This is a genomic window from Zobellella iuensis, from assembly GCF_016746085.1.
Lineage (GTDB): Bacteria > Pseudomonadota > Gammaproteobacteria > Enterobacterales > Aeromonadaceae > Oceanimonas > Oceanimonas iuensis.
Genome location: NZ_JAERTZ010000026.1, coordinates 14,458 through 39,530 on the forward strand (window position 1 = coordinate 14,458; position 25,073 = coordinate 39,530).

26 protein-coding genes are annotated in these 25,073 nt (G+C 63.0%); 4 read left to right on the top strand and 22 right to left on the bottom strand.

The features are described 5' to 3' along the window. Window positions 1–9 precede the first annotated feature (9 nt). From JKV55_RS14060 to JKV55_RS14115, 12 genes are all read right to left on the bottom strand, one after another. Window positions 10–519, bottom strand: coding sequence for a TadE family protein (locus JKV55_RS14060; RefSeq protein WP_202086967.1), 510 nt, complete (start codon window positions 517–519; stop codon window positions 10–12). Continuing rightward, window positions 516–980: a TadE/TadG family type IV pilus assembly protein gene (locus JKV55_RS14065; protein WP_202086969.1), complete on the bottom strand. Its 465-nt coding sequence runs from the start codon at window positions 978–980 to the stop codon at window positions 516–518. The genes JKV55_RS14060 and JKV55_RS14065 overlap by 4 nt, the downstream gene beginning before the upstream one ends. Then, on the bottom strand, window positions 980–2,317 hold the full coding sequence (locus JKV55_RS14070; protein ID WP_202086971.1) for a pilus assembly protein TadG-related protein: 1,338 nt from the start codon (window positions 2,315–2,317) through the stop codon (window positions 980–982). The genes JKV55_RS14065 and JKV55_RS14070 overlap by 1 nt, the downstream gene beginning before the upstream one ends. A 14-nt stretch (window positions 2,318–2,331) precedes the next feature. Then, on the bottom strand, window positions 2,332–2,601 hold the full coding sequence (locus JKV55_RS14075; protein WP_202086973.1) for an addiction module component: 270 nt from the start codon (window positions 2,599–2,601) through the stop codon (window positions 2,332–2,334). Window positions 2,602–2,611: 10 nt separating this feature from the next. Further along, complete coding sequence (locus JKV55_RS14080; protein WP_202086975.1) at window positions 2,612–4,015, bottom strand: type II and III secretion system protein family protein; 1,404 nt, start codon at window positions 4,013–4,015, stop codon at window positions 2,612–2,614. Window positions 4,016–4,054: 39 nt separating this feature from the next. Beyond that, on the bottom strand, window positions 4,055–4,837 hold the full coding sequence (gene cpaB / locus JKV55_RS14085; protein ID WP_202086977.1) for a Flp pilus assembly protein CpaB: 783 nt from the start codon (window positions 4,835–4,837) through the stop codon (window positions 4,055–4,057). A 48-nt stretch (window positions 4,838–4,885) separates the two neighbouring features. Then, window positions 4,886–6,124: a DUF8689 domain-containing protein gene (locus JKV55_RS14090; RefSeq protein WP_202086979.1), complete on the bottom strand. Its 1,239-nt coding sequence runs from the start codon at window positions 6,122–6,124 to the stop codon at window positions 4,886–4,888. 175 nt (window positions 6,125–6,299) lie between these two features. Continuing rightward, window positions 6,300–6,818, bottom strand: coding sequence for a prepilin peptidase (locus JKV55_RS14095; protein WP_202086981.1), 519 nt, complete (start codon window positions 6,816–6,818; stop codon window positions 6,300–6,302). 64 nt (window positions 6,819–6,882) lie between these two features. Further along, a complete protein-coding gene (locus tag JKV55_RS14100; RefSeq protein WP_202086983.1) occupies window positions 6,883–7,092 on the bottom strand; it encodes a Flp family type IVb pilin in 210 nt (69 codons plus the stop codon). A gap of 792 nt (window positions 7,093–7,884) precedes the next feature. Then, complete coding sequence (locus JKV55_RS14105) at window positions 7,885–8,052, bottom strand: hypothetical protein (protein WP_202086985.1); 168 nt, start codon at window positions 8,050–8,052, stop codon at window positions 7,885–7,887. A 103-nt stretch (window positions 8,053–8,155) separates the two neighbouring features. Further along, window positions 8,156–9,463, bottom strand: coding sequence for a L,D-transpeptidase family protein (locus JKV55_RS14110; protein WP_202086994.1), 1,308 nt, complete (start codon window positions 9,461–9,463; stop codon window positions 8,156–8,158). A 63-nt stretch (window positions 9,464–9,526) separates the two neighbouring features. Then, window positions 9,527–9,871, bottom strand: a complete 345-nt coding sequence (locus JKV55_RS14115; RefSeq protein ID WP_202086996.1) for a hypothetical protein — start codon at window positions 9,869–9,871, stop codon at window positions 9,527–9,529. A gap of 119 nt (window positions 9,872–9,990) precedes the next feature. Here JKV55_RS14115 and asnS point away from each other — a divergent pair, with 119 nt between their 5' ends. From asnS to JKV55_RS14135, 4 genes are all read left to right on the top strand, one after another. Continuing rightward, window positions 9,991–11,391, top strand: a complete 1,401-nt coding sequence (asnS, locus tag JKV55_RS14120; protein ID WP_202086998.1) for an asparagine--tRNA ligase — start codon at window positions 9,991–9,993, stop codon at window positions 11,389–11,391. A 232-nt stretch (window positions 11,392–11,623) separates the two neighbouring features. Next, entirely contained in the window at window positions 11,624–13,300 is a 1,677-nt protein-coding gene (locus tag JKV55_RS14125) for a sensor histidine kinase (protein WP_202087001.1), read from the top strand. Beyond that, complete coding sequence (btsR, locus tag JKV55_RS14130; RefSeq protein WP_202087009.1) at window positions 13,297–14,010, top strand: two-component system response regulator BtsR; 714 nt, start codon at window positions 13,297–13,299, stop codon at window positions 14,008–14,010. Before JKV55_RS14125 ends, btsR begins: the two co-directional genes overlap by 4 nt. A gap of 148 nt (window positions 14,011–14,158) precedes the next feature. Beyond that, complete coding sequence (locus JKV55_RS14135) at window positions 14,159–15,586, top strand: carbon starvation CstA family protein (RefSeq protein WP_202087011.1); 1,428 nt, start codon at window positions 14,159–14,161, stop codon at window positions 15,584–15,586. A gap of 108 nt (window positions 15,587–15,694) precedes the next feature. Here the strand turns inward: JKV55_RS14135 and JKV55_RS14140 are convergent, their stop codons facing one another. From JKV55_RS14140 to JKV55_RS14185, 10 genes are all read right to left on the bottom strand, one after another. Beyond that, window positions 15,695–16,987, bottom strand: a complete 1,293-nt coding sequence (locus JKV55_RS14140) for an NCS2 family permease (RefSeq protein ID WP_202087013.1) — start codon at window positions 16,985–16,987, stop codon at window positions 15,695–15,697. Between the two features lie 303 nt (window positions 16,988–17,290). Next, window positions 17,291–17,842, bottom strand: a complete 552-nt coding sequence (locus JKV55_RS14145; RefSeq protein ID WP_202087015.1) for a HupE/UreJ family protein — start codon at window positions 17,840–17,842, stop codon at window positions 17,291–17,293. 2 nt (window positions 17,843–17,844) lie between these two features. Continuing rightward, window positions 17,845–18,498 (bottom strand): urease accessory protein UreG, encoded by a 654-nt coding sequence (gene ureG, locus JKV55_RS14150; RefSeq protein ID WP_202087017.1) that lies wholly within the window; start codon window positions 18,496–18,498, stop codon window positions 17,845–17,847. A gap of 3 nt (window positions 18,499–18,501) precedes the next feature. Next, window positions 18,502–19,167: an urease accessory protein UreF gene (locus tag JKV55_RS14155; RefSeq protein ID WP_202087019.1), complete on the bottom strand. Its 666-nt coding sequence runs from the start codon at window positions 19,165–19,167 to the stop codon at window positions 18,502–18,504. Then, window positions 19,157–19,630 (bottom strand): urease accessory protein UreE, encoded by a 474-nt coding sequence (gene ureE, locus JKV55_RS14160; protein ID WP_202087021.1) that lies wholly within the window; start codon window positions 19,628–19,630, stop codon window positions 19,157–19,159. The genes JKV55_RS14155 and ureE overlap by 11 nt, the downstream gene beginning before the upstream one ends. A gap of 258 nt (window positions 19,631–19,888) precedes the next feature. Next, window positions 19,889–21,595 (bottom strand): urease subunit alpha, encoded by a 1,707-nt coding sequence (gene ureC, locus JKV55_RS14165; RefSeq protein WP_202087023.1) that lies wholly within the window; start codon window positions 21,593–21,595, stop codon window positions 19,889–19,891. Further along, the gene (locus JKV55_RS14170) at window positions 21,582–21,911 is read right to left on the bottom strand and encodes an urease subunit beta (protein ID WP_202087033.1); all 330 of its coding nucleotides are present in this window, start codon (window positions 21,909–21,911) and stop codon (window positions 21,582–21,584) included. The genes ureC and JKV55_RS14170 overlap by 14 nt, the downstream gene beginning before the upstream one ends. Before the next feature lie 9 nt (window positions 21,912–21,920). Beyond that, the gene (locus tag JKV55_RS14175) at window positions 21,921–22,223 is read right to left on the bottom strand and encodes an urease subunit gamma (RefSeq protein ID WP_094040944.1); all 303 of its coding nucleotides are present in this window, start codon (window positions 22,221–22,223) and stop codon (window positions 21,921–21,923) included. 13 nt (window positions 22,224–22,236) lie between these two features. Then, on the bottom strand, window positions 22,237–23,118 hold the full coding sequence (locus JKV55_RS14180; RefSeq protein ID WP_202087041.1) for an urease accessory protein UreD: 882 nt from the start codon (window positions 23,116–23,118) through the stop codon (window positions 22,237–22,239). A 254-nt stretch (window positions 23,119–23,372) separates the two neighbouring features. Further along, complete coding sequence (locus JKV55_RS14185) at window positions 23,373–24,728, bottom strand: cytosine permease (RefSeq protein ID WP_202087043.1); 1,356 nt, start codon at window positions 24,726–24,728, stop codon at window positions 23,373–23,375. Window positions 24,729–25,073 lie beyond the last annotated feature (345 nt).

A 25,073-nucleotide genomic window follows, 5' to 3' on the forward strand; every position in this document is an offset into this window, starting at 1 on the left:
GTCCCTTCGTCATGCCCCACAGGGGATTTTTTCGATAATGCCGTTAACCAGCACATTGCCCAGGCTCTCCGTCCTTACCGTGGTGGCAAAATCCGGCGCCCAGGCGCTCAAGTCCACCGTGAGCGGCAAAATCATCTCGTAGCGATAGTTGACGATGCGACTGCGAACATACTTGATGTCGTCTTCGTCGGCGCCGGCGGGGGCGGCCAGGGGAGTGCCGCTGTCCGCTCCCAGGTATTGCAGCTCGAGATTGGCCGGGGCAAAACCAGGCAAAGAGCCGCCGATTTGCGCCAGCACCATGTTGGAGACGTCACCATTCACCCCCTCTTCCACCGTGCATACCGCCGCCAGCCGGGCCCCCCGGCGTGACACCTCGTTCAGCAGCCCCCAGGTATACATCAGGCGGGCCACCTCCATCACCGCGAACAACACCAGAAACACCACGGCACCGACAATGGCGAACTCCACTGTGGTCGTTCCAACCTGGCCTTTAATATGGGTTCCGGCAGTTCGTTTCATTGCAGCACCCTCATGGTTATTTTTGTTTCCAGCGGAAAATCCAGGGAAATGACTCCACCAAAAAAGGTATTGAAACCGAGGCCGAAGATAGGTTGCCAGCTGTAACTGGTGTGGATTTCAACATAGAGATCGGTGCTCCCCTCGGGAATGGCCACAGTGCTGAAGCTGATGTCAGCAGCGCTCAGCCCCGGCAACACCGGCGCCTCGCCGGGTACTTCCTGGCCGTAGAGGATCAGGTTTCTGGCCCTGGCCTGCATAGCGGCGGTCAGTTCGAAATTGCCCGGGTTTTCGCTGAAACTCACCGCCCGGGCCCCGGCCCTGACCGCCTGGGTCAGGGTATTGTACTGGTACAGGGCGCGGCCGAATTCGGCAATGGCCAGCAGCATCAGCAACAGCAGAGGCATCACTATGGTCGCCTCGACGGCAGCCAGTCCTTTTTGCCTGGACAAAAGACGCTTCATCAGGAGCCTCCGTTACTGCCGTAGTCCTTATAGAGCACCAGGCGATAGCTGTTGGAATTGCTATTGAACCCGGTGCCATCGTTGGTGCAATTCTCAACGAACTCGGCCACCACAAACTGGGTATTCCCCTGGCCAGTGACCTTCTGGATCAGAAACATGCAGGCCGTGCCCATCACGGTGAGGGTAGACTGCCCGGGATTATGGCCGGTGCAGTTAGCCACCGGCACCCGCACCATGCGTCGCTTGGGCAGGCAATAACTGGTGCCGGGATCGGTCGACTTGCTGCCGCCCGCAATGCCCTTGGCGTAGTCGGGATAATCCTGCAACTTGGCCAGGGTAGTGGCGTCGTTCAGCACATTGTTGCCGCCATTGTTGCTGTCGAACTGGCTGCCAACAAAGTTGACCAGTTCCAGGCCGGTGTTGGTGTAGTTGGGCACCTCGCAGTCCGCATAGTAGCCTTCGGCCCCGCCGGCAACCGGCTCGGTGGTGGGCTCGGACATGGGCGAGAGATACTCCCCAAAACGGGTGTTCAGCCCTTGCTGGGTGGGGCCGACCATATTGCCGGTTTTGGTCTCCACCGTGTCGCCCGTGGGCACACAGGTGGCACCATGCACATTGCCGGCCAGCCCGTCCCGGAACTCGTTGGCGCCACCGCCCACCCCATCCAGATCGATCGCCATGAAATTGCCCGGCCCCACCACGGAATTGCGATTATGGTTGGGCGCCTTGATAACCAGCACGTCCCCCCGCTGATCATTGCTGGAAGGCGTGAAGCCAAAGTTGTAGTCGGGCTCGTTCTGGCTGGACAGGTCGCCCGCGCACATCAGCAAAGGAAGGATCCGACACTCTTCCTCCTCCTGAATGGGCGGGCTGGGCCCCGCCACCGCCGAGGCCCAGACCTGCCAGGTATCCAGCACCAGTTGCGAGAAAAACTGGGTCACGGGCACATTGCCCAGGGTCACCCGGATATAGCTGGCGTCCGGGTGGTTGATGGGCGTAAAGGGGCTGACCGTATGGGAGAACTGAATTTGCAGCAAGTCGGGATTGTCCAGCTGGGCCAGGTTCACATTGACCGAACTGAATCCCTCCCCCTGGAAGATGGCGACCAGGGTATTTTTAACCGCCTGCTCGGCCTGGGCCTGGGTGCCGCCGTCGTCCAGGGTTTTGGCGCCACTCAAGGCTGCGGCATCCACCGCGTCCTGCACCCTGGTTTTATTCAGCAACAAATAGCCCCCGTCCAGGGCCAGGGCGGTAAATCCCAAGAGCACAAACATCGCCACCGTCACCAGTATCAGCACGGCGCCCTTTTGCTGCTTGCGGTGCGATAACGCTTGCATGGCGTTCACTCCTGCTAGTTGCCAAAGTTCAGGGTGACCTGGGTCTTGCCCTCGGCCGGGGCCTCGGCCCCCTTGGCGTATTTGCCATAGAGGGGCACACCGTAGTTGCCGTCCAGGGTCAGGGCCGCGATTTTACCGTCGTTGCGGGCCGGGGCCTCCGGATCCATGATCTGCAGCTCGTTCAGCTCCCGGAGGCTTTCGCCCATGGCAAAGTTGTAGTGGCGCTCGGTGGCACAGCCGGCCAGCAGCCCGCCGGCCAGCAATATCAGTAGTGTCGGTTTCATCTTGCCGCTCCTATAAAGACTGACCATAAGTCTGCTCCGTTCCCCCTTCTCCCATGACAGGGCTCACCCCGCTGTTGCCGGCGGGCTGGGCCAGGGGAGTGCCGTCACCCACCCGGGTGCGCTCCGACATCCGGCCCAACAGGTAGAACTCCATGTCGTTGGGCTCGATAAAGCCATCGGTGGGCAGGGTGACCTGCTGCTTGTCGAAAGGCCGCACCAGGCGGGGCGTCACCATAATCACCAGCTCCGACTCGCCCTTGACGAAGCTGCGGCTGCTAAAGAGGTGACCCAGCACGGGAATGTCGCCCATAAAGGGCAACTGGCTGACCGACTCGCGCGTGCTTTCACTCAGCAGGCCGGCGATGCCGATGGTCTGGCCGTCGCCCAGCTCCACCGTGGTGCCGGCGCGGCGCTTGTTGAGCGCGGTGATATTGCCGAAGACGGGAATACTGGTGGTGTTGGCCACTGTGGGCTCGCTGACCGCCACACTCAGGTTGAGGTTGATCTTGCCGCTGCCGAGCACCACGGGCGTAAACTTGAGCCCCACCCCGAACTCCTTGAATTCGATGGCAATGCCGTCCTCCTTGGGCACCGGCACCGGAAACTCGCCGCCGGAGAGAAACTCGGCGGACTGGCCGCTGATGGCGGTGATGCGCGGCTCGGCCAGCACCCGGGCCAGGCCACGGGTCTTGGCCAGATCCAGTGCCACCTGGAAGATGTCGTCCTTGCTGGTCCAGTTGCCCAGCAGGGTATTGGTGCCGAAATCGGCCAGCTGGCCCACGCTGTCGCGCAGCAGGGTAAAGCTGCCGCCCTTCAGGCTCAGGCCGAAGGCGGACTCCCAGCTGCGGGAAGTGTCCCGCGCCACCTCGGCCACGGTCACCTCCAGCATCACCTGCTGGCCGCCGCCCACGCTCATCATGTTCATCACCTCGGAGCGGGCGGTGCCGCCCTCGGCGGCCACCACATAGCCCCGGGCCAGTTGATAGGCGGCGTTGAGCTTGTCGAGATCCGAGACCTCGCCGCTCATCACCAGCTGCCCCTGGGAACTGTGCACCTGGACAGGCTCGTTGGGCAGGAAGCGGTAAAGCCTGTCCTTGAGCCCTTGCAGGTCGTGACTGACTTCGATGTCGTACACCTGCATCAGGGCATCGTTCATATCCCATACCATCAGGTTGGTGTGCCCCAGCGACTTGCCCACCAGGTAAAGCTCGCGATCCTGCAGCACCAGCACGTCGGCAATGGCCGGGTTGCCCACCGACACCCGGCTGGCGGGCCTGTCCAGCATCAGGGAGCGGGATTTATGAATGGGCAGCTGTACTTCGCTGCCCGCCCGCTGCAGGCTGCCGCCGGCCCAGAGTTGCCAGGGCAGCAACAGTAACAAGGCCCCCAGCGTGATGTGTTTCAAGCTATTCATAGCCACCTCCGTGTGAATGTTCTGCTTGATAGGTATTTTTTAGCTTTTCACCGGCACCTGCTGTTGGTTGCTGCCCTTGATCAGATCAACGGTAGACGGCCGCGGTTTGGCCCTGGGCTGAGCAGCCGCCGGCTTGGCGGCGGCCGGCTCAGGGGCCAACGCCGCCGCCATCACGTCCTGCTCGTCGTTGGGGTTGCGCAACGCCAGCTGGATGCGGCCGTTGGAGCTGGCATTCACCAGCCGCTCGGCCTGCTCGGGAGTCACCTCCAGGGTGACGGCGCGCACCAGCTTGGGCCGGTTTTCATCGGTATGCTGGGTCTGATCCACCGCCAGCACCTTGAGATTGTGCAGCACAGTGCTGGTCATGTTGCTTTCGGTAAACAGAATATCGACCCGGTTGCCGGGCAACAGGAAACCGGCCACGCCGATCACGTCGTTTACCCGCACCGTGACCGCCCTCATGCCGGGCTCCAGCAGCACCGACAGGGTGCTGCCCTGGCCCAGGGGGGCCAGCCGCTCCTTGCGTAGCACGTCGCCCCGGTAGAGGTTGTTCTTGGCCACCATGTTTTGTACCTGGTCCAGGCTGGTAAGGGCGCCGGGCGGCACCAGGCGGCTATCGATTTCCCGCAACTGAACGTGCAGGGGCTCGATGGGCGCACCGGGCACCAGATCGATGGCGGCCACCACCACCCGGGTGGTTTCGGTGTCGACTTGCGTCACCAAGGGGCGGTTTTGCTGGTTGAGCCAGTTGTTCGCCATCCAGGCAGCGGCGAGGCCGAAGATCACGGATAATATAAACAACAGCAGGGTACGTGTTTTCATAACCTAATCCTTGGTTCTCTGTTGATTTATCATTGCCACTGAACCCGCTCAGCGCACGAAGTACATATCCCAGGCCTGGGTTAATATCGCTTCATCCAGGGGCTGCCCGGCCTGCCCATTAAAGTGCATAATATCGCGCGCAATACCCAGGATATCCCGCGGATAGCAGGCAATCAGGGGTTTGCCACTGTTTTTATGGAGGCTGGACACCATAAATTCGAACAGGCTCTCGGCGGCCGCAAGCTGATACTTATCAAGATTCATACGCCATACCTTGCGATATAAATCATCGGGCATTGCTTGTAGATGAATCTTGTAACCCAGGCGGCGGATAAAGGCATCATCGGCAATGATTTTAGGCTCCAGGTTGGTGGAAAATACCAGTATCTGCTCGAAGGGAACATCGAAATGCAGGCCATTGGACAGCGAGAGAAAATCGCGCCGTTCTTCCATCGGCACTATCCAGCGATTGAACAGCTGGTCGGCGGAAAAACTTTGCCGGCCCAGGTCGTCGATCAAAAAAACGCCGTTATTGGCCTTTAACTGCAGAGGCGCGCCATATTGCCGGGCCTGGCGATCGAAATGCACCTCCAGCATATCCAGCTTCAGTTCACCGCCCACCATCACCAGCGGGCGGCGGCAGGGAATATAGCGGCCATCCCGCTCTTCTTTATCCGGTGCGTCCAGCCGCCAGTGATAGAGGGGATCGAATACCGGGATAATGGTATTCTGCACCGCTATGGCATGGGGCACATAAATACTTTCATCGAAAATCCGGTTAAAGCGGTGGCACAAAAAACTTTTACCCGTGCCCGCATGGCCATAAATCAGCAGCGGCCGGCGGGAATTGAGTGCGGGCCCCAGGGAATTGATCAACTCGTCGCTGACGACCATATTATCGAGGGCGGCGACGAGGCGGTCGCGATGAATGCCGTGTTTCCCCAGGGCCTGGGCCAGCACCAGCCGGTGGTAGTCCGCAAGCGCTATGGGGGCCGGCCCTATATAGCCGTCGCGGCTGCTCAGCTCCTGGGCCTCGTGCTGGCCCTTGCCGGTCAGGGCGTAGCGAATGGGCTCGTCCATCCGCCCCGAGGCGCGCACCTCCGCCAGCTGCAGGGTTTTCAGCTCTTGCAGCAGCGGTTCGATAATGCTGGCGCGCAGGCAGAGCCGCTCGCTTAACGCCGGCAGCGAGAGGCTGCCTTCCTCCTGCAGATGGCGCAGCATCAGGCGACACAGCAGCTCGCGGGACAGGCCGGTGTCGGCCAAGGTCCTGGGTTTGGGCAAGTACATCCTTGTACCTCCTGTTATAAGCCGGAAGCTTGAAGCTTGAAGCTTTAAGCCGGAAGCTTGAAGCCGAAAGTTGCCGGCTGCACCGGCAGGGAGCATCCTGCTGCCGAGTCCGTAGGGTCGAATTGATTCGACCACCCGTTTTCCTGTAGAAATAACCGGTCGAATAAATTCGACCCTACGACACCAGGGTAAAAATATTAAAGTGGTTCAGCCCTACCGCCAGGGCGGCCCCCAGCGCCAGGGCCGGGCCATAGGGCACCTTCAGGCCCGCCATCTCCCCCTCTACCGGCGCCAGATAGCGGCGGGTGCCCAGAATAATACCGTAGCGGCTAAAGGTAGTTTTAAAACCTTGCCAGCCCACCCGGCGCCAGGCCAGCAGCAGCACCAGCGGCAGGCCGATAATCAGGCCATAAAGCAGGGACTCCAGAAATACCTGCCATCCTGTAAAGGCGGCTACTCCCAAGCCCAGCTTGACATCTCCTCCGGCTAGAAACCGGAAAAAAAACAATGGAAAAAGCACTATAAACGCATAGACAATACCTGTCAGACTGAAAGGAAGCCCCTCTCCCCATAAAAAATGATAAAACAACGAGAGTGGAATAAAACCCAAGGTCAACCAATTGGGAATCCTGTTCACCCTCAGATCAATCCATGACGAGAGCAACAGAAACAATGAAAATGGCAACAATTCCATATCACCACCACTGAATCAATAAGGGGCAGACTTAATGCCTGCCCTTACGAAAGCCAATCCATTATTATTCAGGTTCGACAATGGGGTCTACAGCAGTAACTTCTCCATTAATGATATTCGCCATATCCTGGACCCGGTCGCCCACGGCGTCACCCAAGTTGGAGAAGGCGGTCACTACCGCCACAGCCACCAAAGTGCCGGCAATGGCATATTCAACGGTGGTCAGCCCTTCTTCATCTTCGATCAAACGATTCAGTTCTTTTAAAATCAACATAAAAATACCCTCTATCCTTGTTGCGTATTTTTATTTCCATAGCGTTATGGAAAATCCTTTTATTGCCAGTTTCATGCGCCGGACCTGCCGACAGGATTGGTGAGCATGGTGATTTACATACCCGTTTTTTTCATATAGTCGCGCCGCCTCCTTTCTGCTCGATTATATGCTCCGGATTCAACCCGGACCCAGCACTTAGTGCTTAGTTATAAGGTATAGTGTCCGCCATGGTATTTATCCAATCCCAAAAACAGCTTATTTTTAGTACTGTTTCCCGCCTTATTTCGCACTATCTTCCTATTTTTTAGAACAATCGCTCTTTAGCTGATTTCCAGGTTACCGCTTGGTTATTTTTTAATCTCCAAACACCCGAAGCAATCACTTCAATCAATAATCGTTCGTACTGGTTCCGTTAATAACTGGCGTTATGCCTCGCCATTCGCTATTGACACCACCATAATGCATCGATATTCCATTTGGTGGGCGCCGTTATAAATAGCAAGGCCATACCGCCGATGGAGGGAGTATTGATAAGCCGGCATCCTCTGGCCGTCGGCCAAGTCCCGGGGGCTGGCCACCAGGGTCAGGGGCCAGGAGGAAGCGCGGTCAGGGGGAGCGCGGCCCGGTGATAAGCGCCGCCGGCACCGGCATCGAGGTGCCAGGCCTATAACTGAATGTGTAGCGAACAAGGCATAGCCTGGAGCACCCGGCAACCCGCACCGGGCACCGGAATGGGGCCGGCTCTGTCTGTGCGAGCCAGCCTGTCGATACCGCCGTATTCGGCGCCCTTGGTTAGCCCCGGATCCGGTTGAGAATCATGAAAATCAGCTGGCCAACAACGCCGAGCTGATCAAACGCCAGCAGCGCGCCAATGGCCAGCAGGGCGCCTATCACGGCGAATTCCACCTTGCTGAGCCCCTGTTCGTCCGGCAGCAGGCGCCGGAATTGTTCTGCCAACATAAGCCGTCCTTGTGGCTGGGTTGCGTTGCCCCTGGTTCCTTGCGCGCCATTAACGCCGCCTGGTCAAATAAATTCGACCCTGGGCCGGGTTAGGCATCACCCCTCATCCATTTTTGCCATAAATATCCCGGGTAAACACCAGGTGCCCCTGCTCCACCCAGGCGGTGAAATACACCAGATACAGGGGCACCCGGCCAACAGCCGGCAGAATGCGGGTCTGCGAGCCCGGAGGCAAAGGCCAGCCCAGGCCGGTGGCCAGGCGCTCTGGCTCGGCCAGGCGCACGCAGCCGTGGCTCAGGGCCCGTTCGGCCTCATTGAACGGGCGCTTGTCCGGCGTATCGTGCAGGTATACGTCGAAGCGGTTAGGCATTTCGAACTTCAGCCGCCCCAGGGCGTTGTTGGGCCCGGGCGCCTGTACCAGCCTGATCCCGGCGGGCGGTTGCAGCCAGTCGATGGTGCCGGGATCCTGGCCCTCGCCCTCTCCCGGCAGCCAGACGCTGAAACCGTTGCGGGCGAGAAAGCCGCTGTCCCGGCGCTGGGCCGGCAGCAGATCTTCGCGGATGATATTGGCGGTGGGGGTCCAGTCGGGATTGAGCTTGAGGCCGTCGATATGGGTGGCCAGGGCCGGGGTGGGCCAGTCGGGCCGCCCCACTATTACTTTCATTTCAAGCTCCGGCCGCTGGTTTTGCATCAGCGTCAGCCGGTAGGCGGGAATGTTCACCAGCACATAGCGCTCGGGGGCGGCGGGCGGCAGCAGCAGCCAGCGGCGCAGGTTGTGGCGCAGCTCGGCCCGCACCTCGGCCGGTGAGCGGGAAAGCAGGGCCCGGGTGTCGTCGTTCAGCCGGCCGGTGGCCGCCAGGCCATGGGCCTGTTGCAGGCTTTTCAGCACCTCGCTCAGGGAGGCATCGAGGGCATCCGCCCGGCCGCGGGGCGGTGGCAGGGCATGGCCCAGCTCAAGCAGGCGTTGGCGCAGGGCGGGAATGGCCGCATCCCGCTCGCCGGGGCGCACCTCGGCACCGGGCGGCAGGGGGGTATGGTGGTTGACCTGCGCCAGGGCCAGGTAGTGTTGCCTGAGCTGCCGGTAACCGGGGTAGTCCGGCTGCTGGCGGCGCAGGTAGGCGACCAGCTCGTCGCCGGCCAGGGCCTGGTTGAATCCGGCTTCTCCCCGCTCCGGCGGCAGCCGGTACTGGGCGAAGCGCGCCCGTTCGGCCAGCACCCGGCGCCATTCCCGGCCGAGCCAGGCATCCCGCTCCGCCAGGCTGAGGGATGCAAAGGCGGCGGGCTCCGGCAGCAGCAGCTCGTGCAGCAGCCGGCCGGCCTCGTTCAGGTCGTTGCCGCCGTGCCAGCGCAGCGGCTCGGCCGCCTGCAGCGGCCAGGCAAACAGCAAAAACACCATGAGTAAACGCAGCATTCTCTCCCCTCCCTGGGATCATGGCTGCGTTGAGTATATGCATTCCCTCGCGGCTTGACACTGCTACTCCGGATAGAAATAGAACAGCAGCAGGGTAAAGACGGCGGCCGAGGCCAGCATAACGAGGTACACCTTGAGGAACTGGCTGTGGCGGCGGCCCTTGAGGTGCACCAGGGTAAAGGTGGTCACCGCCAGCCCCAGGGCGCCCCAGATGCCCACATGGAACCAGTAGGTCGGCAGGCTCAGCCAGGTGGTTCTGACGTCAACTTCCAGGTATTTCAGGTAGCCGAACTCCTGCTCGGGGCGGCCGTAGTGGAACAGGATCAGCAGCAGGGCGTAAAGCGCCCAGCCACCCAAGGTCATGCCGGCGAGTAACCGGCCCAGCCAGTCGATGCGTCGCTGTACCATAGGCCACCTCCACGCACATCTTTTGCTTGAGTCCTGAGGCTACAAGGGTAACATTAGCCCCCTTATATATAGTCTATCGGCCGGGCGCCGATTTAGTTAAAGCTGGAGAGCGATTCAAGATGACCCACGCATCCGTTGCAGATGTGCTGGCGGGCAAATACCCCGTTGGTACCACCCTGACCGTAAAGGGGTGGATTCGTACTCGCCGTGACTCCAAGGCGGGCATTTCGTTTTTGGCGGTACACGACGGCAGCTGCTTCCATCCGGTGCAGGCCGTGGTGCCCAACGAAGTGGCGAATTATCAGTCCGAAGTGGTGCGTCTGACTACCGGCTGCTCGGTGGAAGTGAGCGGCACCGTGGCCGCCTCCCAGGGCCAGGGCCAGGATTTCGAACTGCAGGCCACCGAAGTCAAGGTGGTGGGCTGGGTGGACGATCCCGACACCTACCCCATGGCCGCCAAGCGCCATTCCATCGAATACCTACGTGAATATGCCCACCTGCGCCCGCGCACCAACCTGATCGGCGCCGTGGCCCGGGTGCGCAACTGCCTGTCCCAGGCCATTCACCGCTTCTTCCACGAGCGCGGCTACATCTGGGTGGCCAGCCCCATCATCACCGCCGCCGACACCGAAGGCGCCGGCGAGATGTTCCGGGTGTCCACCCTGGATATGCACAACCTGCCGCGCACCGACAAGGGCAATGTGGACTTCGGCGAAGACTTCTTCGGCAAAGAGGCTTTCCTTACCGTATCCGGCCAGTTGAACGGCGAAACCTACGCCTGCGCGCTGAGCAAGATCTACACCTTCGGCCCCACCTTCCGCGCCGAAAACTCCAACACCAGCCGCCACCTGGCCGAGTTCTGGATGATAGAGCCGGAACTGGCCTTCGCCGATCTGAACGACATCGCCGCCCTGGCCGAAGACATGCTCAAGTATGTGTTCAAGGCCGTACTCGAAGAGCGCATGGACGACATGAGCTTCTTCGCCGAGCGGGTCAACAAGGAGGTGGTCACCCGGCTGCAGGACTTTGTGGAAAAAGACTTCGCCCAGGTGGATTACACCGACGCGGTGCGCATCCTGCAAGAAAGCGGCCGTACCTTCGAATTCCCGGTGGAATGGGGCATAGACCTCTCTTCCGAGCACGAACGCTACCTGGCGGAAGAACACTTCAAGGCGCCGGTGGTGGTGAAGAACTACCCGCGGCACATCAAGGCCTTCTACATGAAGCTGAACCCGGATGGCGAAACCGTGGCGGCCATGGACGTGCTGGCTCCCGGCATCGGCGAGATCATCGGCGGCTCCCAGCGGGAAGAAGTGCTGGAAGTGCTGGACCGGCGTATGGAGGAGATGGGCCTGAATAAGGAAGACTACTGGTGGTACCGGGATCTGCGCCGCTACGGCACCGTGCCCCACTCCGGCTTTGGCCTCGGCTTCGAGCGCCTGGTGGCCTACGTGACCGGCATGGCCAACGTGCGCGACGTGATCCCCTTCCCCCGCACCCCGCGCAACGCCGAGTTTTAACCGGCTGGTTGAGGATTCCCCCGGCTGCGCCGCCGGGGGTTGTTGTAGGGTCCACTTCAATGGACCATCCCGCCAACGGCGCCGTGGTCGGTCGAATAAATTCGACCCTACGACGCCCCTACCGCTCCAACGCTACCCCGCATTTACTTGCCGCCGCTCAGGGCCGACAATAGCCTCCTGAACCATGCCGGCCACCGAGGCCGGGCGGAGCCGACCCCGAGGAGCCTTGCGGATGTTGTTGATCCTCTCCCTGCTGCAGCAGATGAGCGTCTTTCTGGTGATCGCCTATCTGTTTTCCAAGTCCCCCCTGTTCAGGCCCATGGCCAACTACTCCATGCGCTTGCCGCACAAATTGCTGATCTATTTTGTGTTCTCCGGCTTCTGCATCATGGGCAGCTACTTCGGCCTGGCGGTACAGGACGCCATCGCCAACACCCGGGCGGTGGGGGCCGTGCTGGGCGGCCTGCTGGGCGGGCCCGTCATCGGCTTTCTGGTCGGCCTCACCGGCGGCCTGCACCGTTATTCCATGGGCGGCTTTACCGACCTGGCCTGCGCCATCTCCACCACCCTGGAGGGACTGCTGGGTGGCCTGGTGCACTACTGGCTGGTGAGGAAGGGCAATATCACCGCCCTCTTCTCCCCCCGCATCGCCTTCTTCACCACCCTGGCGGCGGAGGCCCTGCAGATGGGCACCATACTGCTGGTCGCCCGCCCCTTCGAGCAGGCCTGGGCCCTGGTGCAGGTGATCGCCCTGCCCATGCTGCTCGCCAACGCCACCGGCGCCGCACTGTTCATCAGCATGATCCGCGATCAGAAGGCCATGCGTGAAAAATTCTCCAGCGCCTATTCGGCCAGGGCCCTGGCCATCGCCCGCCGCACCGTGGGCATCATGGCCAGGGGCTTCGGCCGGGAGTCCGCCGAGCAGATCTGCCGCATACTGCACCAGGAGATCGGGGTCGCCGCCGTGGCCATTACCGATCGGGAAAAGATCCTGGCCTTCACCGGCCTGGGCCACGAGCACCACCGGCCAGGCACCCCCATCTCCTCGGCCCTGACCCTGGAGGCGATAGCGGATCAGCAGGTGAAGTTCGCCGACGGTTACCAAACGCCCTATGCCTGCTCCCTCGCCGCCGACTGCAAGCTGGGCTCGGTGCTGGTGATCCCCATCCGGGGCGGCAACGGCATCCTCGGTACCATCAAGCTCTACGAGCCTAAGAAACGGCTGTTCCTCAAGATCAACCGCACCCTGGGCGAAGGCATCGCCGAGCTGATGGCCCACCAGATCTTGAGCGGCCAGCTGGAGCGCCAGCAGCAGTTGCTGACCCAGGCCGAGCTGAAGCTGGTCCACGCCCAGGTCAATCCCCACTTCCTGTTCAACGCGCTCAACACCATCGGCGCCATCATCCGGCTGGATCCGGACAAGGCCAGGGCCCTGCTGCTGCACCTGTCCCATTTTTTCCGCAAGAACCTCAAGCGCTCCGGCGAGCGCACCACCCTGAAGGAAGAGCTGGAGCACGTGCAGGCTTATCTGGCGATAGAGCAGGCCCGTTTCAGCGACCGGCTCAGGGTCGGCTTCGACGTGCCCGAGGCCCTGCTGGGGCAGCGGCTGCCCACCTTCACCCTGCAGCCCATCATCGAGAACGCCATCAAGCACGGCACCTCCACCCTGCTGGAGCAGGGCGATATCCGGGTGGAGGCGCGGCGGGAGGGCGAACAGATACGGCTGCGGATCACCGATAACGCCGGCAACTACCAGCCCGCCGCCCGGTCGGACGGGCTCGGCCTCGGCCTGGTCGACAAGCGGGTCAAGTCCCTCTATGGCGACCAGTACGGGGTGCAGATAGAATGCGAGCCGGAACGCTGGACCCGGGTTACGGTATCGCTGCCCGTTACGGAGGACAACCCATGATCAGTGCCCTTGTCGTCGACGACGAACCCTATGCCCGCGCCGAGCTGGCCGAGCTGCTGCGCGCCGAAAACGTCACCGTGCTGGCGGAGGCCGGCAACGCCCTGGAGGCGCTGGCCCTGCTCAACCGGCTGCGGCCCGATGTGGTCTTCCTCGATATCCAGATGCCCAAGGTCAGCGGGCTGGAGCTGCTGGCCCTGCTCGATCCCGCCCGCCTGCCCCGGGTGGTGTTCGTTACCGCCTTCGACGACTACGCGGTGCAGGCCTTCGAGGACAACGCCTTCGACTACCTGCTCAAACCCGTGGCTCCGGCCCGGCTGCACAAGACCCTGGCCCGGCTATCCCAGGCGCTGGCGCCCCAGGATCTGGCGGCGGTGACCCCGCCCCTGCGGATGGTGCCCTGCTACCAGCACCAGCGCATCCGCCTGGTGCCCATCGACGAGGTGGAATACGCCTATTCGGATCTCGGCGGCGTCCACCTGGTGACCGCCGAGGCCACCTACCATGCCCAGCTCACCCTCACGGCGCTGGAGTCGCGCAGCCCCCTGCTGCGCATTCACCGCCAGTACCTGGTCCGCGGCGAGGCGATTCGCGAAATCACCCTGCTGGACAACCACGCCGCCGAACTCAAGACCCGCCATGGCCATACCCTGCCGGTCAGCCGCCGCTACCTGAAACTGCTCAAGGACCATTTCGGCTTCACCGCAACGTGATAGCGCTCACCTTCCGGCCCGGTTCCGGCAGGGGGCCTTGCCGCTCGGCGGGCCATATGACCGCTCACCCAATCTCACCGGGACTTTGCCGGCCGGATCCATACACTGCAATCCATTAACAACCCGTTCACACAAAAGGAGCAGTGTTATGACGTGGCTTTTACTTTGCATCGGCCTCTTGATTGCCGGTTACTTCACCTACGGAAAATTCATCGAGCGCCTGTTCGGGCCCCGGCCCGAGCTGGATACCCCGGCGGTCACCATGGCCGACGGGGTCGACTATGTGCCCATGTCGGACAAGAAGGTCTACCTGGTGCAGTTGCTGAACATCGCCGGCCTGGGCCCCATCTTCGGCCCCATACTGGGTGCCCTCTACGGCCCCGTGGCCATGCTCTGGATAGTGTTCGGCTGCGTCTTCGCCGGCGCCGTGCACGACTACTTTTCCGGCATGCTGTCGGTGCGGGCCAGGGGCGCCTCGGTGCCCACCGTGGTCGGCCAGCAACTGGGCAGCTTCGCCAAGCACTTTATGAATATCTTCGCCGTGCTGCTGCTGTTGCTGGTGGGCGTGGTGTTCGTGCTGGGCCCGGCCAAGCTGCTGGGCGATCTCTCCGGCACCACGGTCGCCGCCTGGGTGGCCGCCATCTTCGCCTATTACATCATCGCCACCCTGGTGCCGATCGACAAAATCATCGGCCGCCTCTATCCCATCTTCGGCGCCCTGCTGGTGTTTATGTCGGTCGGCCTGCTGCTGGGCCAGTTCGCCAGCGGCAACGGCTTCCACTCGGGCGGGCTGGACTTCGGCAACCTGCATCCGGACGGCCTGCCCCTGTGGCCGCTGCTGTTTATCACCATCGCCTGCGGCGCCGTGTCCGGCTTTCATGCCACCCAGTCCCCGCTGATGGCCCGCTGCATGCAAAACGAGCGCTCCGGCCGCTTTATCTTCACCGGCGCCATGATCGGCGAAGGGGTGATAGCGCTGATCTGGTGCAGCCTCGGCATCTCCTTCTATGAAAGCCCGGAGGCGCTGAACGCGGTGCTGGCCAGCGGCGGCCCGGCCGCCGTGGTGCACCAGGTTTCCACCAGCCTGCTGGGCGTGGTGGGCGGCGTGCTGGCGATACTGGGCGTGGTGATACTGCCGATCACCTCGGGCGACACCGCCTTTCGCAGCGCCCGCCTGATCATCGCCGACTTCCTCAAACTGCCCCAGCAGTCCCTGCCCAAGCGGCTGCTGATCGCCCTGCCCATGTTCGTGATCGGCTACCTGATCACCCAGGCCGAGTTCGGCGTGATCTGGCGCTACTTCGGCTGGGCCAACCAGACCACCGCCATGATCATGCTGTGGGCCGCCGCCGCCTACCTGGCCAAGGAAGGCAAGCTGCACTGGGTATGCACCCTGCCCGCCATCTTTATGACCGCGGTCACCTTCACCTACCTGGCCCATGCGGATATCGGCTTCGGCCTGGGCATGCAGCCGGCCACCCTGATCGGCCTGGGCGTGGCCCTGGCCTTTACCGTCGCCTTCCTGCTGAAATACCGCCCGGCCGGCACCCCGGCCACGGTGGAAGAGCAGCCCTGACACAACAGGCCAAAGCGCAAAAAGCCCCGGATTTCCGGGGCTTTTTTGTTTTCGCCTGGGGCGGCGGGAGCCGCAGGGTCGAATTTATGCGACCGAACCCGGCACGGGTTACAGGCCTACCGCAAACTTCACCACGAAGAGCAGGGCCAGCACCCAGACGGTGGGGCTGATCTCGGCGGCCCGGCCGGACAGCAGCTTGACGCCGACGAAGCTGATAAAACCCAGGGCGATGCCGTGAGAGATGGAGAAGGTGAAGGGCATCATGGCCACCACCACCACCGCCGGTACCGCTTCGGTGATGTCGTCCCAGTGCAGGTGGCTGAGCTGAGCCATCATCAGCACCGCCACGTACACCAGGGCACCGGCGGTGGCGTAGGCCGGCACCATGCCCGCCAGGGGCGAGAACAGCAAGGCCAGGATAAACATCAGGCCGGTGACCACGGCGGTGAGGCCGCTGCGCCCGCCCACCGCCACCCCGGCGGCACTTTCCACGTAGGAAGTGGTGGTGGAGGTACCCAGCATGGAGCCGGTAATGGAGGCGGTACTGTCGGCCAGCAGGGCGCGGCCCAGGCGCGGCAGCCGGCCCTGCTCGTCCAGCAGCTTGGCGCGCTGGGCCACGGCGATCAGGGTGCCGGAAGTGTCGAACAGGTCCACAAACAGGAAGGCGAAGATCACCGACAGCATGCCCACATTGAAGGCGCCGGCGATATCCAGCTGCATAAAGGTGGGGGAAGGATCGGGCGGCAAAGACATGATGCCGTGGTACTGCACGTCACCGAAGGCGATGCCCAGGCCGGTGATCACCAGGATGCCGATCATCACGGCCCCGCGCATGCCGCGCGCCGCCATGCCGATGATCAGGAAAAAGCCCAGCGCCGCCAGGCCCACCGGCAGGCTGGTCACGTCGCCCAGGGTGACCAGGGTGGCCGGATGGTCGACGATGATGCCGGCGTTTTTCAGGCCGATCAGCGCCAGGAAGAGGCCGATGCCGGCGGCGATGCCGATCTTGAGCGGCCCCGGAATGGAGTTGATGATCCACTCCCGCACCTTGAGCAGGCTGAGCAGCACGAAGATACAGCCGGAGAAGAACACCGCCCCCAGGGCGGCCTGCCAGCTGTAGCCTTCGGTGAGCACCACCGTATAGGTGAAGAAGGCGTTGAGCCCCATGCCCGGCGCCAGGGCGATGGGATAGTTGGCCCAGAGCCCCATGATAAAACAGCCGATGGCGGCAGCCAGGCAGGTGGCCACGAAGACGGCGCCGCGGTCCATGCCCGCATCGGCCAGTATGGCCGGGTTGACGAAGATGATGTAGGCCATGGTGAGGAAGGTGGTGATCCCGGCCACCACCTCGCGGCGCACATCGGTATTCAGTTCCTTTAAATGAAAGTATTTATCCAGCATGGGGGATTGCTCTGAACAGGTTGTTGGAATAGGAAATTATCGACTCAAAAGGGACCTTTGGCAATGACAGGACCGGCCAGTTGACCGGCGGGACAGGGCGGCCCTCGGCGGGAGTCCATCACCTCTGCAGACCCGGCGCCGTTGTCCAGTTGAGTGCATTTTGCCCTGGATGCCCGCCTTCGCGGGCATGACGGCGTTGGTGCCACACCCGCGCACCTTTCGTCACTCCCGCGCAGGCGGGAATCCATGGGGTCTTGCAGATGGTCGCCATTATCCGGCTTTGCACCACCCGGGCGATGCCTCTTATATCGCGGCAAGCAGGCCGGCGCCGGCCATGGCGCCGCCGGCGATACGTACCGCGGTGGCGTGGATTTTGCCGGCGGCCAGCCAGCCTGCGGCGTGCAGCAGGGCGGTGGCGGCCACGAAGCCGGCAAAGTAACCCAGCGCCGAGCTGTGGGCCGGCAGCTCCAGGCCGTGGGCGTTGCCGTGGAACAGGCCGAACAGGGCGCACAGCCCCAGGGCCAGGCCGGTAAAACCGGTGACGCCGGCGGCCAACATGCCGCCCAGCACCACCAGCGAGGCGAGAATGCCCGTTTCCACCCCGGCAATGCCGACGCCGCCGATGCCGAGCAGGGCGCCCGCCACCATGGCCGCCACAAAGGCCAGCGGCAATTGCCAGGCTTTCTGTTCCCGGCCCAGCACCGCCAGCATGCCCACCGCCACCATGGCCAGCAGGTGATCCCAACCGAACAGCGGATGGGTAAAGCCGGACACCAGGCCGTGATCGCCATGGCCCGGGTGGGCGAAGGCGGCGGCGGGGGCCAGGGTCATCAGTACTATCAGTGCTCTGTTCATGGTTATGCTCCTTCCTTTGTGGTTGTTATGGCAAAGTCGGCGGGCAGCGGGCGCAGCATGCCCTGCTGCTGGATAAAGCGGATGATGTCGCCCAGGCCGTCGCCGCGCATCAGGTTGGTGAAGACGAAAGGGCGCTCGCCGCGCATGCGTTTGGCGTCTCTGTCCATCACCTCCAGGGAGGCGTTTACCATGGGCGCCAGATCGGTCTTGTTGATGATCAGCAAGTCGGACTTGGTGATGCCGGGGCCGCCCTTGCGGGGGATCTTGTCGCCGGCGCAGACGTCGATCACATAGAGGGTGAGATCCGACAGCTCGGGGCTGAAGGTGGCGGAGAGGTTGTCGCCGCCGCTTTCCACCAGCACCAGTTCGAGGCCGGGGTGGCGCTCCTGCAGGGTGTCGATGGCCGCCAGGTTCATGGAGGCGTCCTCGCGGATGGCGGTGTGCGGGCAGCCGCCCGTTTCCACCCCCATGATGCGATCCTCGGCCAGCGCCTCATGGCGCAGCAGGAATTCGGCGTCTTCCTTGGTATAGATGTCGTTGGTGACCACCGCCAGATCATAGTGATCCCGCAGGGCCAGGCACAGCTGGCGCAGCAGCGCCGTCTTGCCCGAGCCGACCGGCCCGCCCACACCTACGCGCAAACATTGTGTACTCATGGTTCAACTCCGGAATAAACGGGAATATTGGGTTTCGTGCAGGGCGCTGGCATGCACCTGGCCGGGCAGGCTCAGCCCCAGTTGGTCGTCGTGCAGTTCACCGGCCAGGGCCAGCGCCCCGGCCAATGCCGGCTTGAGTGCCAGCAACAGCCGCTGGGCGGCGGTCTGGCCGAGGGGCAGCGTCTTGCTGGCCACGGTGAGCTGGTTTTCGAGCCAGCTCCAGGCAAAGCCCAGGGCCGCGCCCTCGGCACTCAGCCCCCAGCTGCGGGCGGCCAGGGCCCAGGCGCTCATCAATGCCGGCGGCGCGGGCAGCATCGCCACCTCGGTGCCCTGCCCTTTAAGCAGCCGCACCAGGGCCCGGGCCTGCTGTTCATCCTCGAACAAGAGCTCGCGGGTTTCGCGGCCGGCGCGCACAAAATCGTTCCAGTATGCCAGCGCGTCGTTATCTCCCTGCTCCAGGGCCCGGTACAGACGCAGCAGCACCGGCAGGTCCAGGTGCGCCAGCCCCTGCAGGGCGCCGGCCAGCCACTGTTCCAGGCTGTCTTCATCATCGACCCAGCCCAGATCGATGGCCGACTCCAGGCCGGCGGAATAGGCGAAACCGCCGATGGGCAACGCCGGGCTGGCCAGGTGCAGCAGCCCGAGCAGTTCCCCCATCTCAGTGGTCATGGTGGTGCCCGTGATCATCATGATGGTGATGGCCGCCCAGGCCCTGGTAGGCGCCGGACTCGGGGTTAAAGGGCGCCTCGCCGTGCTCCAGCCGCAAGCCCAGGTGCTCGGCCAGGTGCTCCAGCACGTGATCCGGTGGAAAGCGCAGCCAGAGCGGGCCTATTTCCAGGGTGACGTGGCGGTTGCCCAGGTGATAGCAGGCGCGGGCGAAACCCGGCCAGTCCGCCGCGTGGGCGGTGACCATGGGCTCGGCCCGGGCCACCACTTCGAACAGCCGGCCACACTCGCTCAGGAGTTTGTCGCCCTGGGCCAGCACCTGGCCGCGCTCGAGGAAGAGGCCCACCTCGGTGCCGGCATCGCTGAGGGCGCGAAGGCGCCCCTTCCGGCGCAGCTCGAAGGGCAGGGTCAGGGTATCCTGTGCCGGTTCGGTTGTCTGGCCCAGGTTTTGGGTGATTCTCAGCATACATTTCCTCTGTGTAAGTGGTTGTTTCCGTAGGGCCGGTTTCACTGGACCTTTCCAACACCGGCGTCGAGTTCGGTCGAATAAATTCGACCCTACGAGTCGAGCCTTGACGCCTCTACCGCAGGTGGCGGCTTTGCCAAGGGTCCATTTCAATGGACCTTTCCAACACCGGCGCCGGGTTCGGTCGAATAAATTCGACCCTACGAGTCGAGCCCACAAGTCGGCCCTAGAGTGCAGGAGGGCGCCCATGGCGCCTGGTTAAAACAACGCATACAGCTGGGCCAGGGGCAGCACAGTGGCCGGTTCGCAGTGCAGCAGTTCGCCGTCGCAACGCACCTCGTAGGTCTGGGCGTCCACGGTCAGCTCGGGGGTGGCGCCGTTGTGGATGAGGTCCGCCTTGGTGATATTGCGGGTGTTGCGACAGGCCGCAAGCTGTCGCGTGAGGCCGAGATCCTTGGCCAGATCCCGCGCCAGCGCCGCCTGGCTGACAAAGGTCAGGCTGCTCGCCGCCGCCGCCCGCCCCTGGGCGCCGAACATGGGCCTGTAGTGCACCGGCTGGGGCGTGGGGATGGAGGCATTCGCATCCCCCATGGGGGCGTAGGCGATGCTGCCGCCCTTGATGATCAGCGCCGGCTTGATGCCGAAGAAGGCCGGGCTCCACAACACCAGGTCGGCCAGCTTGCCCACCTCCACCGAGCCCACCTCGTGGCCGATGCCGTGGGTGATGGCCGGGTTGATGGTGTACTTGGCGATGTAGCGCTTGGCACGGAAGTTGTCGGCGCCAAGCGCCCGGTCTTCCGGCAGCGGGCCGCGCTGCACCTTCATCTTGTGGGCGGTCTGCCAGGTGCGGCACACCACCTCCCCCACCCGGCCCATGGCCTGGCTGTCGGAGGAGATCATGGAGATCACCCCCAGATCCTGGAGGATGTCTTCCGCCGCTATGGTCTCCTTGCGGATGCGCGAGTCGGCGAAGGCCACGTCTTCCGGGATATTGGGATCCAGGTGGTGGCACACCATCAGCATGTCCAGGTGTTCGTCCACGGTGTTGACCGTATAGGGCCGGGTCGGGTTGGTGGACGAGGGCAGCACATTGGGCAGGCTGCAGGCGGTGAGGATGTCCGGCGCATGGCCGCCGCCGGCGCCCTCGGTGTGGTAGGTATGGATGGTGCGGCCCTTGAAGGCGGCCAGGGTATCCTCCACGAAGCCCGACTCGTTGAGGGTGTCGGTGTGGATGGCAATCTGCACGTCGTATTCCTCCGCCACCGACAGGCAGCAGTCGATGGCCGCCGGGGTGGTGCCCCAGTCTTCGTGCAGCTTGAGCCCCATGGCACCTGCTTCCAACTGCTCGCGCAGGGCCTCGGGCCGGCTGGCGTTGCCCTTGCCGAGAAAGCCGAAGTTCATCGGCATCTGGTCGGTGGCCTGCAGCATGCGGGCGATATGCCAGGCGCCGGGGGTGCAGGTGGTGGCCTTGCTGCCGGTAGCGGGGCCGGTGCCGCCGCCGAGCATGGTGGTGATGCCGGAGCAGATCGCCTCCTCCACCTGCTGGGGGCAGATATAGTGGATATGGGCGTCCACCCCACCGGCGGTGAGGATCAGGCCCTCGCCGGCAATCACCTCGGTGCCCGGCGCCACGTTGATGGTCACCCCGTCCTGGATATCCGGGTTGCCGGCCTTGCCGATGGCGTGGATGCGGCCGTCCTTGATGGCCAGGTCGGCCTTGACGATGCCCCAGTGATCCAGGATGAGGGCGTTGGTGATCACCGTGTCCACGCTGTCGGCGCGCACCGCCTGGCTCTGGCCCATGCCGTCGCGGATCACCTTGCCGCCGCCGAACTTCACTTCCTCGCCGTAGCGGGTGTAATCCTGCTCCACCTCTATCCACAGCTCGGTGTCGGCCAGCCGCACCCGGTCGCCCAGGGTGGGGCCGAACATGTCCGCATAGGCCTGCCGGCTAATTTTGCTCATCCTGCCCTCCTTCCAGTCGTCCCATTACCTCGCCCCGGAAACCGTAGACTGCCCGCTTGCCGCCCAGGGCCACCAGGGTCACGGTGCGGCTCTGGCCCGGCTCGAAGCGCACCGCGGTGCCGGCGGCGATATCGAGGCGAAAGCCGAGCGCCTGCGCCCGGTCCAGGACGAGCGCCGGGTTGACCTCGGCAAAGTGGTAGTGGGAGCCCACCTGGATGGGCCTGTCACCGGTGTTGGCCACGCTCAGGGTGCGCCGCTCCCGGCCTTCATTGAGGACGATGTCGTCTTCGGCCAGCTGGTATTCGCCCGGTATCATGGCGCCTCCTTATTGAATGGGTTGGTGCAGGGTCACCAGCTTGGTGCCGTCGGGAAAGGTGGCTTCCACCTGCACCTCCTGCACCAGTTCGGCCACGCCTTCCATCACCTGGTCGCGGCCGAGCCAGGTGCGGCCCTCACCCATCAGCTCGGCCACGGTGCGGCCGTCGCGGGCGCCTTCCATCACCGCCGCCGACAGGTAGGCCACCGCCTCCGGGTAGTTGAGTTTAAGCCCGCGCGCCAGCCGGCGCTCGGCCAGCAGGGCGGCGGTAAACAACAGCAGCTTGTCCTTTTCTCTTGGACTGAGTTCCATTTTTGGGTCTCTCCTAGGTAAGCCAGATCCGGGGAATAACGGCGGGCCGGCCGAGCACGGCGGGGCGGATAAGCCCCCAGGCCCGCCACATGCCGTCGCGGCAAATGTTCATATCAGTGCCCAAATAGCGCACCAGCAGCACGCCCAGGCGTTCGGTCAGGGTGAAATCGGGGCCCGGCAGGGCCTCGCGCAACTCGCCGATGAGGGCGTCATCCAGCCCGGGCCCCGCCGCCATCAGGGTGCCGAACACGCAGCCGCCGTTCAGCCCCACCCGGCCCCGGTGCAGCCAGTCGCCGCCCTCGAGGCTGAGGCGTTCGTTGAACAGCAGGCGGCCGGCCCGATGCAGTTGCAGGCGCTGGGTCAGGTGGCCCTGTTCGAACCAGTGCTCGCCGGCCGGGCGGCCCAGGCAGACCAGATCCCAGCCGATAAAACGGGCGCCTTCGGCCAGCTCGATTTTGGTGTCGAGCACGCCGTTGGCGCCCCGGTAGACGATGGTCTCCTGGGGCAGCCACTCCAGTTCGGCGCCCTCGCCGGCGCACAGCACCACCTGCTGGCCCTGGGCCACACCGGCGCTGTCACGGCCGTAGATCTTGCCCGCCGAGGGGGTGGTCAGCAGGCATTGGCTGCCGGGCTCGGCGGCCACCTCGATGGCCAACCGGTCGCCGGACACCAGGCCGCCGGGCGGATGCAGCAGGTAAAGGTGACAGCGGCCCCCTTCCGGGTAGAAGGGGCGCTGGATGCGCAGGGGGCCGGCAAAGTCCAGCCCCTTGAGCCGGGTCTTGCCCCCGGCCGGAAACGGGTCGGCTTCCAGCCGCAGGCGCAGGTGCGCCGGCCAGCTGCGCGTCTGGCCGTAACCGGAGCTGGCTTGCGGGGCTTGTGCTTGAAGCTGGGTCATATGGACACATCGGGGTCGAAGATGCTGTACACAAGCATTAACAGAATTCGTGCCAATTATTTAAATTACAATTAAATCAATTATTTAAATTTAATTATGACGAATGAACGGCATCGCCATCCCGCTTGCCCGAGCCTATATCACCAAAGTGGTGCACGCCGCCGTGCAGCGGATCCATATTGGTGCAATTCGAGTCCGTATCAACGAAAAAAGGCCCCACGAGGGGGCCAAGGCACGATTAACGCTTTAAAAACTCAGGACTCGGCTTGCAGCACCACCTCGCCGGCGGGTTTGGCGATGGGCTTCATCAGCAGGGTGTAGCCCACCACGCTGATCACCAGGCCGACGAAGAAGGCCAGGTTGATAAACACCAGGCTGCACAGGAAAGACACCCCGTACACCAGGAAGGCGCGCAGGTTGTAGTTGTTCTGGTAGACGAAGGGGCCCTTGGGATCGTAGAAATCGTTAACGTTCAGCCGGCCGTGGCGCAGCAGGTAGAAGTCGGCCAGCATGATGCCCGCCACCGGACCGAGCAGGCCGGAGGTGATGACGCTGAACCACAGCAGGTTGTCGGCGAATACCCAGGGCATCATCAACAGGCCGATTACGCCGGAGATGGCCACGCCCTGGGCGAAGTTCAGCCGGGGGAAGACGTTCATCAGGATATAGGCCGAGGGCATCAGGTTGGCGGCGGTATTGGTGGACCACTGGGCGAAGGCGATGGTCAGCATGCTCAGGATCAGCACTATGGGCGAGCTCATGGAGTTGAGCACGATTTCGATGGGATCCCAGGTGCCGGTGAGGATGCCGCCGATCATGCCCACCATCAGGATACCGGAGCCGATCACGATAAGGCCGGTGATCTGGGCGATAAAGGGCTTGCGGTTGCGGATAAAGAAGTTCTTGCTGGAATGATCGCGCGAGCGCTCCAGCTTGCGGGTGAGATCCGGGCTGTTCAGGCCCATGGTGATCCAGATGCCGGCGATGGCCATCACCGCGAACCAGAAGGAGCCGTTGTCCAGCGAAGGGGCGGCCAGCACGTCGCCGATGGTGGCGTTGTTGGTCTGCAGCAGCCAGAAGGTGACCAGGCCGATAAGAATGGTCAGCGCCGGGATCGCCACCCAGTCGAACTTGGCCATGGCCTTCATGCCGTAGACGGCGTTCACCACCTGCAACACCCCGAAGATCAGGATGAGGATGGTGGTGTTGGTATAGCCGACCCACATTTCCAGCACCTTGCCGATGGCCACCGCCGCCACCCAGGTCTGGAAGCCGAACCAGAAGCAGGCGGGAATGGCACGAAAGGCGGCGGGGATCTTGGCGCCCTTGTAGCCGAAGCAGGAGCGGATATAGACGGTGAAGGGAATGCCGTAGCGGATGCCGATGTCGCCGGCCAGGATCAGTATGCTGGTGACGATGGCGTAGGCCGCCAGTATGGCGCCGATGATGGTCCAGGGCGACAGGCCCGGATAGAGCTGGGCGCCCATGGTGAAGGCCCCCATGTTGATGGTCATGCCCGCCCAGAGCATGGTGAAGTCCCAGATGTTGATGTCCCTGTCCTTGTCGGTGGACGGCATCAGCTCGGGGTTGTTCATTTCATGTACAGCCATTGGCCTCTCCCTGTGTTATTGCCGTGCCGGCTATGTTGCCGGCCATGGTTAAATGTGAACAATGAAATTAAATTTACGTAAACAAGTTAACTAATAAATCGTTAACAATAAACCAAGCTTTTTGTTATCGATATGTATTTGTGATCCTTGTCACGCTATGGTGGGCGGAGAGCGGCCAGGGCCGGCTCAATCGAGGAAGGGAACGTCCAGATACCACCTTGTCACTCCCGCGCAGGCGGGAGTCCATGCGTTACTTCGGATCTGGCGATGCGGTCCACCCCTGTGCCCCGGCTCTGGATCCCCGCCTTCGCGGGGATGACGAAGTAAGATTTCCGAGGGAGGCGA

Bases quoted from the DNA above. Each gene is read 5' to 3' on its own strand.
- JKV55_RS14060 (WP_202086967.1), bottom strand. From the start codon at position 519: ATGAAACGAACTGCCGGAACCCATATTAAAGGCCAGGTTGGAACGACC.
- JKV55_RS14065 (WP_202086969.1), bottom strand. From the start codon at position 980: ATGAAGCGTCTTTTGTCCAGGCAAAAAGGACTGGCTGCCGTCGAGGCG.
- JKV55_RS14070 (WP_202086971.1), bottom strand. From the start codon at position 2,317: ATGCAAGCGTTATCGCACCGCAAGCAGCAAAAGGGCGCCGTGCTGATA.
- JKV55_RS14075 (WP_202086973.1), bottom strand. From the start codon at position 2,601: ATGAAACCGACACTACTGATATTGCTGGCCGGCGGGCTGCTGGCCGGC.
- JKV55_RS14080 (WP_202086975.1), bottom strand. From the start codon at position 4,015: ATGAATAGCTTGAAACACATCACGCTGGGGGCCTTGTTACTGTTGCTG.
- cpaB (WP_202086977.1), bottom strand. From the start codon at position 4,837: ATGAAAACACGTACCCTGCTGTTGTTTATATTATCCGTGATCTTCGGC.
- JKV55_RS14090 (WP_202086979.1), bottom strand. From the start codon at position 6,124: ATGTACTTGCCCAAACCCAGGACCTTGGCCGACACCGGCCTGTCCCGC.
- JKV55_RS14095 (WP_202086981.1), bottom strand. From the start codon at position 6,818: ATGGAATTGTTGCCATTTTCATTGTTTCTGTTGCTCTCGTCATGGATT.
- JKV55_RS14100 (WP_202086983.1), bottom strand. From the start codon at position 7,092: ATGTTGATTTTAAAAGAACTGAATCGTTTGATCGAAGATGAAGAAGGG.
- JKV55_RS14105 (WP_202086985.1), bottom strand. From the start codon at position 8,052: ATGTTGGCAGAACAATTCCGGCGCCTGCTGCCGGACGAACAGGGGCTC.
- JKV55_RS14110 (WP_202086994.1), bottom strand. From the start codon at position 9,463: ATGCTGCGTTTACTCATGGTGTTTTTGCTGTTTGCCTGGCCGCTGCAG.
- JKV55_RS14115 (WP_202086996.1), bottom strand. From the start codon at position 9,871: ATGGTACAGCGACGCATCGACTGGCTGGGCCGGTTACTCGCCGGCATG.
- asnS (WP_202086998.1), top strand. From the start codon at position 9,991: ATGACCCACGCATCCGTTGCAGATGTGCTGGCGGGCAAATACCCCGTT.
- JKV55_RS14125 (WP_202087001.1), top strand. From the start codon at position 11,624: ATGTTGTTGATCCTCTCCCTGCTGCAGCAGATGAGCGTCTTTCTGGTG.
- btsR (WP_202087009.1), top strand. From the start codon at position 13,297: ATGATCAGTGCCCTTGTCGTCGACGACGAACCCTATGCCCGCGCCGAG.
- JKV55_RS14135 (WP_202087011.1), top strand. From the start codon at position 14,159: ATGACGTGGCTTTTACTTTGCATCGGCCTCTTGATTGCCGGTTACTTC.
- JKV55_RS14140 (WP_202087013.1), bottom strand. From the start codon at position 16,987: ATGCTGGATAAATACTTTCATTTAAAGGAACTGAATACCGATGTGCGC.
- JKV55_RS14145 (WP_202087015.1), bottom strand. From the start codon at position 17,842: ATGAACAGAGCACTGATAGTACTGATGACCCTGGCCCCCGCCGCCGCC.
- ureG (WP_202087017.1), bottom strand. From the start codon at position 18,498: ATGAGTACACAATGTTTGCGCGTAGGTGTGGGCGGGCCGGTCGGCTCG.
- JKV55_RS14155 (WP_202087019.1), bottom strand. From the start codon at position 19,167: ATGACCACTGAGATGGGGGAACTGCTCGGGCTGCTGCACCTGGCCAGC.
- ureE (WP_202087021.1), bottom strand. From the start codon at position 19,630: ATGCTGAGAATCACCCAAAACCTGGGCCAGACAACCGAACCGGCACAG.
- ureC (WP_202087023.1), bottom strand. From the start codon at position 21,595: ATGAGCAAAATTAGCCGGCAGGCCTATGCGGACATGTTCGGCCCCACC.
- JKV55_RS14170 (WP_202087033.1), bottom strand. From the start codon at position 21,911: ATGATACCGGGCGAATACCAGCTGGCCGAAGACGACATCGTCCTCAAT.
- JKV55_RS14175 (WP_094040944.1), bottom strand. From the start codon at position 22,223: ATGGAACTCAGTCCAAGAGAAAAGGACAAGCTGCTGTTGTTTACCGCC.
- JKV55_RS14180 (WP_202087041.1), bottom strand. From the start codon at position 23,118: ATGACCCAGCTTCAAGCACAAGCCCCGCAAGCCAGCTCCGGTTACGGC.
- JKV55_RS14185 (WP_202087043.1), bottom strand. From the start codon at position 24,728: ATGGCTGTACATGAAATGAACAACCCCGAGCTGATGCCGTCCACCGAC.